8 protein-coding genes and 1 riboswitch are annotated in these 10,381 nt (G+C 39.1%); of the genes, 5 read left to right on the top strand and 3 right to left on the bottom strand.

The annotated features are described in order from the left end of the window. Positions 1-32: 32 nt before the first annotated feature. Entirely contained in the window at positions 33-1,046 is a 1,014-nt protein-coding gene (locus IQ264_RS29050; protein WP_193985581.1) for a 2-hydroxyacid dehydrogenase, read from the top strand. 199 nt (positions 1,047-1,245) lie between these two features. Here IQ264_RS29050 and IQ264_RS29045 read toward each other — a convergent pair whose 3' ends face one another. Continuing rightward, the gene (locus tag IQ264_RS29045; protein ID WP_193985579.1) at positions 1,246-4,629 is read right to left on the bottom strand and encodes a PAS domain S-box protein; all 3,384 of its coding nucleotides are present in this window, start codon (positions 4,627-4,629) and stop codon (positions 1,246-1,248) included. A gap of 590 nt (positions 4,630-5,219) precedes the next feature. Here IQ264_RS29045 and IQ264_RS29040 point away from each other — a divergent pair. Beyond that, on the top strand, positions 5,220-5,654 hold the full coding sequence (locus tag IQ264_RS29040) for a hypothetical protein (protein WP_193985577.1): 435 nt from the start codon (positions 5,220-5,222) through the stop codon (positions 5,652-5,654). A gap of 119 nt (positions 5,655-5,773) precedes the next feature. On the opposite strand, the gene IQ264_RS29035 is transcribed toward IQ264_RS29040, so the two are convergent. Next, positions 5,774-6,187, bottom strand: a complete 414-nt coding sequence (locus tag IQ264_RS29035) for a hypothetical protein (protein WP_193985575.1) — start codon at positions 6,185-6,187, stop codon at positions 5,774-5,776. Positions 6,188-6,389: 202 nt separating this feature from the next. Continuing rightward, positions 6,390-6,556: riboswitch (cobalamin riboswitch) on the top strand. Between the two features lie 36 nt (positions 6,557-6,592). Between IQ264_RS29035 and IQ264_RS29030 the strand changes: the two genes are divergently transcribed. Next, on the top strand, positions 6,593-7,624 hold the full coding sequence (locus tag IQ264_RS29030) for a sirohydrochlorin chelatase (RefSeq protein ID WP_193985573.1): 1,032 nt from the start codon (positions 6,593-6,595) through the stop codon (positions 7,622-7,624). Positions 7,625-7,841: 217 nt separating this feature from the next. Next, entirely contained in the window at positions 7,842-8,057 is a 216-nt protein-coding gene (sipA, locus tag IQ264_RS29025; RefSeq protein WP_193985571.1) for a regulatory protein SipA, read from the top strand. 119 nt (positions 8,058-8,176) lie between these two features. Here the strand turns inward: sipA and IQ264_RS29020 are convergent, their stop codons facing one another. Further along, a complete protein-coding gene (locus IQ264_RS29020) occupies positions 8,177-8,950 on the bottom strand; it encodes a HEAT repeat domain-containing protein (RefSeq protein ID WP_193985569.1) in 774 nt (257 codons plus the stop codon). Between the two features lie 277 nt (positions 8,951-9,227). Here IQ264_RS29020 and IQ264_RS29015 point away from each other — a divergent pair, with 277 nt between their 5' ends. After that, positions 9,228-10,238 (top strand): transposase-like zinc-binding domain-containing protein, encoded by a 1,011-nt coding sequence (locus IQ264_RS29015; RefSeq protein ID WP_193985567.1) that lies wholly within the window; start codon positions 9,228-9,230, stop codon positions 10,236-10,238. Positions 10,239-10,381 lie beyond the last annotated feature (143 nt).

Genomic DNA, 10,381 nt, shown 5'->3' with positions numbered 1-10,381 from the left:
CCCCAGTCCCCAGTCCCCAATACCCAATCACCATGAGAGTAGCAGTTTTTAGCACTAAACCTTACGATCGCCGTTTTCTCGAAGCTGCTAATGAAAAATATGGGCATGAATTAGCGTTTTTTACAGCCGAATTTAATGCTAATACTGCTCCTTTGGCGGCAGATTTTCCCGCAGTTTGTATATTTGTAAATGACAATGCTGATGCTAAAGCATTGGAAATAATTGCTTCAAGAGGCACAAAATTATTAGCTCTCCGTTCTGCTGGTTTTAATCATGTAGATTTACAAGCAGCCGCAGATTTAGGAATTACTGTTTTGCGCGTTCCGGCATATTCACCTTATGCAATTGCAGAACACGCCGTCGGTTTAATTTTAACTTTAAATCGGAAATTTCACCGAGCTTATAACCGAGTTCGGGAAGGAAATTTTGCTTTAGAAGGATTGATGGGTTTTGATATTCATGGTCGCACAGTTGGCGTAATTGGTACGGGGAAAATTGGGCAAATCTTTGGCAACTTAATGAAAGGTTTCGGTTGTCAAGTTTTGGCTTATGATTTATATCCCAATGCCGATTATGCTGCTTCTGGGATTAAATATGTCGATTTACCAGAATTGTTTGCTAATTCGGATATTATTTCTCTACATTGCCCTTTGTCTCCTGAAACTTATCATTTAATTGATGAGAAGGCGATCGCCCAAATGAAAACTGGAGTCACGATCGTTAATACCAGTCGCGGTGCATTAGTTAATACCGAAGCAGTGATCGCTGGGTTAAAATCTGGCAAAATCGGTTACTTGGGTTTAGATGTTTACGAACAAGAAGGAGAATTATTTTTTGAAGACCTTTCTAACGCAATTATTCAGGATGACGTTTTCCAGAGGTTGTTAACTTTTCCCAATGTAATTGTTACTGGACACCAAGCATTTTTCACTGAAGAAGCTGTGCGAAATATCTGTGAAACAACCTTAAGCAATGTAAGTGACTTTGAGCAAGGTATTGCTTCTCACAATGAAGTGAAATCTCCACAAAAAACTGTTGCTAAATAGGGTTCGTTGTAAGGACTTTAGTCCTTCAATTTTTCAAAAAAACGACTGAAGTCATTACAACGGACAGGGCTACGACTGAAGTCGTTACAACGGACAGAAATACGACTGAAGTCGTTACAACGGACAGGGCTACGACTGAAGTCGTTACAACGGACAGGAATACGACTGAAGTCGTTACAACGGAAAGAATTTATTGATATTATTTTAATAAATCCTTGATTGCTTCTAGTAATTCCTGAGTTGAGTAAGGTTTAGATAAAAATTTATTAGCAGTGATATGTCCTACTTCTTGTAAATGTGTACCGGATACTAATCCACTAGAGGCAATTGTTTTAACTTGGGGATTGATTTTTTGCAGGGTGCGAATAGTATTAGCACCATCTAATACTGGCATCATCATATCTACTAATACTAGTTTAATATCGTTTTTATGTTCTACATAAATAGCGATCGCTTCTACTCCATCTTTAGCAGTCAAAACTTGATAATTATAAGTTATTAACGAACTCTTGGTAATTTCTCGAATCGCAGCTTCATCATCTACAACTAAAATTAATTCACCGTTTCCTATTGGTAATTCCCATTCTTCCTCATATAAATCTGGTGCGCCTTCTACAGCAGGAAGATATACTTTAAATTCACTACCTTTACCTAATTTGCTGGAAACAGTAATAAATCCCTGATGACTTTTGATAATTCCAATTACAGTGGAAAGTCCTAATCCTGTGCCTTTACCAACTTCTTTTGTGGTAAAGAAAGGTTCAAAAATGCGATCGAGAATTTCTGGAGCAATACCACTTCCTGTATCACTAACTGTAACAACTACATAAGATCCAGGTTGAACATCGATTTGCCACTGGGCATCATTTTCGCTAATTACTAAATTCTCGGCGCTAATAGTTAAAGTCCCACCTTTAGGCATCGCATCACGGGCATTAACACATAAATTCATTAATACTTGATGTAGGTGAGTAGCATCCCCACAAACTGACCACAAATCTCTAGATACATCAGTGTAAATCTCGATCGATCTGGGAAAAATTTCTTCGACAATTTTCTTAATTTCCTTAATCAAATGGCGAATTTGTAAAACTCCATGTTCACCATCTAACCCTCGTGCAAAAGACAAAACTTGTTTGATTAATTCACTACCTCTTCTGGTGCTATCTTCGAGAATTTCTAACCATTGTTTTGCCTGTGGACTAGTAATTTGTAATTGTAAAAGTTGTACTGCCATCAGAATGGGAGCTAAAATATTGTTCAAGTCATGGGCGATTCCTCCTGCTAGAGTGCCAATGCTTTCCATGCGTTGCGATCGCAAAAATTGTCGTTCCATTAATTTTTTTTGTGTAATATCAGTATTCACCATTAAAATCGCTTTTGGTTTTTCATCTGAATTACGTACTAAAGTCCAACGACTTTCAACCACAATTTCCTTGCCATTTTTTGTTACTTGTTGCAATTCGCCTTGCCATTCTCCTTTTTTAAGAACAGTTTCATAGATATTTTCCACCAGTGGTGGTGTTTCCCAATAGAGCAAATTATTAGCACATTTGTCGCGAACTTCTTCTTTTTTCCAACCGTAAAGTCTTTCGGCTCCTTTATTCCAAAACAAAATCCGATGATTCAGGTCACGAACTAAAATTGCATCAGTTGTCACATCCAGCAAAGCAGCTTGTTCTCTGATTTTTTGTTCTGCTAATTTACGTTCAATTAGTTCCTGTTGTACTTGTTGATAAAGTTGTGATTGTTGAATGGCAATTTCTACTTGAGTTGCCAATTGTTTCAGTAATTCTATTTCCCAATTTTGCCATTTTCGAGGTTCTGAACAATGATGAGCAACTAATAAACCCCATAATTTATTTTCTTGTAAAATGGGCACAACTAAATTAGCACGAACTTGAAATTGATTGAGTAAATCAATGTGACAGGGCGATAAACCTGCGTTAAAAATATCTTCAACTGCTTGAATTCCACCTCGTTCATAAGATTCCCTCAGAGCAGTATCTTTGAAGAAAGAATCTGAGATTTTTGCGCCTAAAATTGGTTGCCAATTAGGATTAACTGATTCTACAACAACAAATCCGCTCCAGTCTGGTTCAAAGCGGAAAATCAAAACCCGATCGCTCTCCAGCAACCGCTGAACTTCTGTCACAGTAGTATTGAGAATTTCATCCAAGTCTAAAGATTGGCGAATTCTTTGAGCAATTTCTGCTAGTAATTTTTCTCTTTGAGCTTGTTGACGTAAGGTTTCTTCTGCCTGTTTGCGGTCTGTAATATCGCTACGAACGGCAATATATTGATAAGGATTTCCTTGACCGTCCAAAAAGGGAACAATGGTTGTATCTACCCAGTAAATACTGCCATTTTTAGCTCGGTTTCTAATTTCACCTTTCCAAATTTTTCCTTGAGAAATTGTCTTCCACATTTCCTGAAAGAAGACTTTAGAATGATAGCCAGAATTGATTATGCAGTGATTTTTTCCGATTAATTCTTCCTGTGTATAACCAGAAATTTGGCAAAACTTATTGTTAACATATTGAATTGTACCTTGACGATCGGTAATCGCCACGATCGCAAATTCATCCAAAGCAAATTTGAAATCTGCTAATTCTTTATGAGACTTTTCTAAGCTTCCCTCTGCCAGTTTGCGCTCAGTAATATCTTGACCAATACCGATCGTCCTCCCATCAGAAAGCTTTACATTTGCCCACGTAGTATTTAGCAACCGCCCTTCTTTAACCAGAGTTGTAAAATCTTGCCATTTTCGATCCTCTGCATTTTTAATAAACTCCCAAACTTTTTGCCGATACTCTGGATCGGGATAAAATTTTGTTAAGATATCTGGCGATTCTTGTAATTCCTCTAAAGTCCACCCCAAAATATTTATCCACTCTCGGTTAATTATTTGCAGCTTTCCTTCTCGATCGAAGAAGCCCAACATCACAGGAATATGGTCAAAAATAGTTTGCAGAATTTCTTTTTGTTGTTGGGTAACTGCATTTAACACTTGATTTACAGATGTGCTATTATTAATTGCTTCTAACATTTGTTGTTGGGCTATTAGCAAACTTTCAGTTCGTTCATATCCCACTAAATTTTGCCGTAATTCTAGTTGACTAATCGCCTGATGGCTTAATACTTGAAGTGCAGTAATTTGTTTATTCGTCAGTTTTCGAGGAATGCGATCGATTACGCATAATGTTCCCAAAGCAAGCCCATCAGATGTAATTAAAGGCGCACCTGCATAAAATCTAATATATGGTTCTCTAGTTACTAAAGCATTTTTAGCAAATCTTGCATCTTTCTGGGCATCCTCAACAATCAGAGGTTCTTTTTGCAAAATAGTATGATGACAAAAAGCCATATTGCGGGGAGTTTCGCTAGCTGTCAACCCTAATTTAGATTTAAACCATTGCCTTTCTGCATCTACTAAACTAATTAAAGCGATCGGTGTCTCACAAATCTCAGCCGCTAAATTAGTTAATTCATCAAATACTGCTTCCGCTGGAGTATCCAATATTTGATACTGGTACAGGGCTGCTAATCGTTTTTTTTCATGATCGGGAAATACAGTTTTCATAAGCCCAGGGCATTTTGGTGCGATCGCAATAAACTAAAAGATTAAAGTCCTATATTCTTGGAATACCCATTGCCGGACTAGCATAGCTAGTTACTTAACAATTAGTCATTTAATTATTTTAAATAAAAGACTTTTTTTGCGAAATGAAACATTTCACTAAATTTTTGCAACAAATCATCTGCTTAACTTTTCGGTTTCTCTTTATATTTGTAACAATTTTAAAGTAAAATGGGATGTCATTTGACAAATTTTTTCTATTAACGCAAGTTGCTAGTTATTAAATTGAGGTTGGTAGTAGGTAGTAGGTAATGGGATTCCTACTACCTACTACCCACTACCCACTACCTATCACCACGTTGGTAAGTAGCAACTTGAGTTATTACTAGAATAGATGAGTTTCCTTAATTAAGCAGGTTAAAGGAACGAACCCAGCCTTACCGTTTAATCGAATTTACGCCAAAGTCTCTAATTCATGGGAGCGATCGCACTACACCTCTTAAGGAATATTTAACTTTAACACCCCTGACAGATTCAGCGTAATTTTAATTGGCTTAACTTAGAGTTAAGCTAATCAAGTTACCTTGTTGATTATGAACTATGAATACAGTCATCCCCGGAAACAAAATCTACAGCTAGATTCCTTGGAAGAGGAAATTATACTAGGATTACAAATATGTGGAGAACTTTTAGTTCAATCTAAAGATATTATGTTAGGTGCCCTAGCCTATCAAGGTTGGTTAGAACATGGTCGCTGTTTGGTGATTGTTAATCTACCCAATGTAAAAGAAGTTTCCGGTGCCATTGAATTACCAATGGGGTTAATGCTGCATAACGATCCAGGGGTTAAATTATTTGGAGCAGAAGAGTTGCTCAAACAATATAATCCTCAAACTGAAGGATTATTGGTTATTTCTCACACAAACTCCCATTATTCTATGGCTTGTGCCTGCATATTTGCCCCTAGTTTCCCACCACGAATTTGTTATGAAGAAATCATCAGTAGACCTTCGGAGTTTAACATTTAATTGATTTCTTAACAAAGCGATCGAGACTTTATAAGTCCAAAGTATGTTATGTGATTCAAAAGGGGAAAAGTTCAAGCTAAAAAATGCTTGTCTTTTCCCCTTCTTAATAATTACTCAGTTTAAGGACATTGCAATTGCGAATTTATTTGTTTCACAGAAGCTAACACGGCTACCACATCAGGTGCAATAGACTGCTTTGCTTGAGCTAAAGTGGCTTTGTCAGGAATGCTAGCAATTTTATTTTCCAGTTTATTAGCGGACTGTTTTAATTGATTAACTTCTGCTTTCTGATATTTACTAGCTGCCTCAATCACTGCTTCTTTTGCTTTCTTAACTTCTTTCTGAGCATCTTTTAATTGACCAACTGTTGAACTTCCACTGATTGCATTCAAGGATGCTACTGCTTGATTATAAGCTGCTATAGAGGTACAAAGTTGTACTTTTGCCTGTTCTACAGAGGGTTTTTGAGCGCAACTAACTAGCCCAGTCATTGTCAAGGAAAAGGCGATAATTAATGACTTGCAACGGTTCATATTACAATACTTCCTAATCAACTTGTGACAAACTAATAAATAAATTTATAAAAAAAATATATGAAAATTGTAAACCCAACGCTGTACTACACAATTAGTTACAAGGGATAAAATGATTATTAATAAATTAACTAATTACTCACTTTATATTAATATTTAATAGCTGTACTGGCCCAACAATCCTCTCCCCCCCCATTTCACTAAAGCATTGAATCCGCTAAGATATCAAAGCAGACTAAACTTAGCAACGTAGGGAAACTCGGTGCAAGTCCGGGGCTGTGCCGCAGCTGTAAGCAAAATATAGATTACGCAGTCTTTCAACTGTCTATATCGCTAGCCAGAACGCCTACTTGTTAACGTCCACTTTATTTTCCTGCGTCGCACAGGAGAAAGGATAATTAATTGATGCCTACTGTAAGTTTATCGACTTTGACTACTGTAACGAATTTAGAATTGCCTAGATTACCCGTACAAAGACCATTATTAATGGTTGGTCATGGGACTAAAGATGAAGAGGGAAGACAGAGTTTTTTGGATTTTGCGGCTGCTTATCAAGAGTTAGATCGATCGCGCCCCGTAGTACCATGTTTTTTAGAATTAACTGAGCCGACAATTCAAGAAGGGATCGATCGCTGCATCGAACAAGGTTACACAGAACTCTCAGTTTTACCGATTTTATTATTTGCTGCCCGCCATAACAAATTTGATATTACCAACGAATTAGACCGCGCTAAAATTAGACATCCCGAACTTAAATTTCACTACGGACGGCATTTTGGAATTACACCAAATATATTGGAATTGTGGCGATCGCGTTTAGCCGAACTAGACAGCGAAACACATCCCCGTTCCGAAACAGTTTTATTATTTGTCGGGCGTGGTTCTAGCGACCCAGACGCTAACGGCGACGTTTACAAACTAGCACGAATACTTTGGGAAGGTAGCGGTTATTCCACAGTAGAAACCTGCTTTATCGGCATTACTCACCCACGTTTAGAAGAAGGATTTCGTCGCGCTAGACTTTATCAACCAAAGCGGATTATCGTTTTACCTTACTTCCTATTTACCGGACTTTTAGTAAAAAAGATTTTCGACATTACCGCCCAACAACAAGCACAATTTCCCGAAATAGAAATGATTTGTTTGCCAGAAATGGGCATTCATCCCCAACTTTTACAAGTAATGCGAGAACGGGAAATTGAAACCCAACTAGGCGAAGTCCAAATGAACTGTGAAATCTGTAAATTTCGCCTTGCAGCTGTAACTAAAAACGGCAATGGACATAGCCACAGTCACGGACATTCTCACGATCGTCACCACGATCATGACCACGATCATCATCATGGACATAGCCATAGTCACGACCACTCACACCCTGTCATAGATCCTTACGCAGATGTAGAAAAATATCATCAAAAAATCTGGCAAGCACCCTAGTACAAGAAGGCAGAAGGCAGAGGGCAGAAGGCAGAAGGGTTTGATCAGCTTTTATGTTCAGCTTTCTAGCTGTTTTCAGCTGCTCAATCATTTCGCCGCGCTGCACTAGCGATTTTGGAATAAGTTTGTTGTCAGGACTTTAGTCCTTGCCTTGTTTCCTCAACAAAGGTTAAAGTCCTAACAAAGAACTAGGAAATCGAAAATCCTGACATTCAAAATGACTAAAGAATTTCTCATTGGGGAAAAAGTCCGAGTCGTAGCATTACCACCTTACGTGAAAACTGCCGAACCGATGCCCATGCTACGTCCGCCAGATGTAATTAAGTTAGGTGAAGAAGGAGTCGTGATCGATCGCCGTCCCGGAGGTTATTGGGGCGTGCGCTTCGCTAGAGGCAACTTTTTGTTGGATAGCCAGTACATCGAGTCTACTTAACTCAAACATGACTACCAACCCAATATAGGACAAGGGGACAAGGAGAATTTTCATCTTCTGCCTTCCGCCTTTCTTACCTTCTGCCTTCTGCCTTCTGCCTTCTGCCTTTTCCTGTTCCCTTACAATAAATTCTCGGATGATATTATTTCTTCTTGCGCCATTTTTTCAATTACTTGTAGTCCGCGAGGGTCGCCAACTCGTAACAGAGAAGCTTTCGCGTCCTCTCTGACTCCCATATCTTCGTCATCTTCCATCACTTGAATGAGAGCATCGATCGCACCAGCATAAACCACATTTGATGGTAGTTCCCGACAGAGTTGCCCCAAAGACCAAGCGCAGTTACTCCGCACCGCAGCTACAGGGTCTTGAATTAAAGCTTCAATTAACGGGGGAATAGAGGCGACTACTGCTTCGTAGCCTAACTCAGCCATTTGCGCCAAAGAACTAGCTGCCCATAAACGTACAGCCGAAATATCGGTTCTTAAAGCATCTGTCAAAGGAGCGACCGAACGGCAATCGCGACAGTTCCCCAGCGCCCAAACAATTCCTTTACGGACATAACCATTCCAATCTCGGTTTAATTGGTTAATTAATGGTTCTACAGCATCAGCACTAGGATTACGTCCCAAAGCATAAGCAGCACTTACCCTTACTAACGGACAAGCATCAGTTAGCAAGCGAATTAAATGAGGAATAGCGCGTCGGTCTTGTAATTCACAAAAAGCTCTGGCTGCTACCATTCTTTGCGGCGTTTGGGCTGCATTCAACAGTGCTAACATTGCCTCTGGATCGGGTTTAGCAACCTCTTCTTCGTCAAGCGGTTCTAGTTGATCCAAGGGACTTTGCAGATCAGCTTCCGGGTCAAGTAGGGTCAGGTCGTCGTCATCATACATAGCTGTAAATTACCTTTTCAGACCTGATGCCATCAGTCTGTTACTCAGGTTAGCGATCGATAAATCTATTTGTTGATGATTGTAGAGAGGCAGCAGGAAGGAATCTTTCATTTTTGCCTACGATTGTAAATTAAACATTAAGCAACTGTAATTAAACTTACGACTACGTTCAAACTTAAAATCATATCGTTTTTTTCAAGTTTTGCTCCTTATTTTAGTATAGTGGACTACATTAAGAATAAATTGAATAGCAACTCTTAAACATTAGGAGCAGAATGTGACAGATCACCTAGAGCAATATCGACGTTTAGCGCGTGCAATTAGATTCGTTCCCCCAGTGCGGGAATCTGAGTTAACAGAAACCAAGGAAAATCATTCCAGCTTGGCTTCATCAGTATCGCATTTTCCGGCGACAAACATATCATCGCCAGCGCCAGTTGCGGAAAATTTCGGCCCACCTCCCGATCCATCCGAACATATAGCAGCGTTGGTTCAGAAAGCGGTTTCTGGGCAGACTGTTTTACCAGTTGCTTATAGTATTCAGGAAAATATAGGCGATCGCATCAGTCGTTTAAGCCAGAGCACAGAAACTCAACCACAAAAACCTTTAATCATTCTGCCGAAAATTCCCGCACCCGATCCCAACTGGACTCCGAGAACCCCAGTTACTCCCCAAGAAACCGTTGAGGTCCAAGTAGCAACAAATTATTTACCAGAAACTTCAACTAATGGCAAATTGCCAGTTGAACAAGTAGCGTCAGCAGAAATAAAATTACAGGAAAATTCAACTCCTCCAGTATTAGAAACTCAACCTTCACAGGAGTTATTAGTAACACCTTTGAGCAACGAAGATTCTGCTATAGAAACTCCCTCAGAATTAGTAGAAGTTTGTACATTAGAGACACAAGTTGCTCCATTAGAAACACCAGAAACAGAAAATCCTTCAGAAATAGTTGTTGAGCCGGAAACAGTTAGCCAAGCACCTATTCAAGAAATTCCTACTACTGAGATAGTAGAAAATTTAAATGTTGAAAAAACAGTTACAGAACAGTTAAAAAATGTTGCTGACTTGCTCACCGAAGTAGCCGAAAAAGTGCCAACCCCTGAACAAACAACAGGTAAAAAATCATCAACAAAAGGCTGGATAATCACAGAAGTAGTTTGTCCAAAATGTGGTTCTAACAAAGTTAAAGAAAAGGGATACACTAACGGTCAACAAAAATACAGTTGCAAAAACTGCGGTAAACGTTGGCGTGTTGATATAGAACCAAATGGGGAAAATGATTAGGTAGGGAACAAGGGGACAAGGGGACAAGGGGACAAGGGGACAAGGAGACAAGGAGACAAGGGGACAAGGGGACAAGAAGAAAATAAACTTTTAATCTTTCTTCCCTTCTGCCTTCTGCCTTCTGCCTTCTGCCTTCTGCCTTT

The organism is [Phormidium] sp. LEGE 05292, assembly GCF_015207735.1.
Taxonomy (GTDB): domain Bacteria; phylum Cyanobacteriota; class Cyanobacteriia; order Cyanobacteriales; family Aerosakkonemataceae; genus Floridanema.
The sequence above is the reverse complement of the archived record's forward strand: the minus strand, read 5'-3'. Positions and strand labels throughout refer to the sequence as shown.

Coding starts and splice junctions, on each gene's coding strand:
- IQ264_RS29035 (WP_193985575.1), bottom strand. CDS start 6,187: ATGAACCGTTGCAAGTCATTAATTATCGCCTTTTCCTTGACAATGACT.
- sipA (WP_193985571.1), top strand. CDS start 7,842: ATGACTAAAGAATTTCTCATTGGGGAAAAAGTCCGAGTCGTAGCATTA.
- IQ264_RS29030 (WP_193985573.1), top strand. CDS start 6,593: ATGCCTACTGTAAGTTTATCGACTTTGACTACTGTAACGAATTTAGAA.
- IQ264_RS29020 (WP_193985569.1), bottom strand. CDS start 8,950: ATGTATGATGACGACGACCTGACCCTACTTGACCCGGAAGCTGATCTG.
- IQ264_RS29040 (WP_193985577.1), top strand. CDS start 5,220: ATGAACTATGAATACAGTCATCCCCGGAAACAAAATCTACAGCTAGAT.
- IQ264_RS29050 (WP_193985581.1), top strand. CDS start 33: ATGAGAGTAGCAGTTTTTAGCACTAAACCTTACGATCGCCGTTTTCTC.
- IQ264_RS29045 (WP_193985579.1), bottom strand. CDS start 4,629: ATGAAAACTGTATTTCCCGATCATGAAAAAAAACGATTAGCAGCCCTG.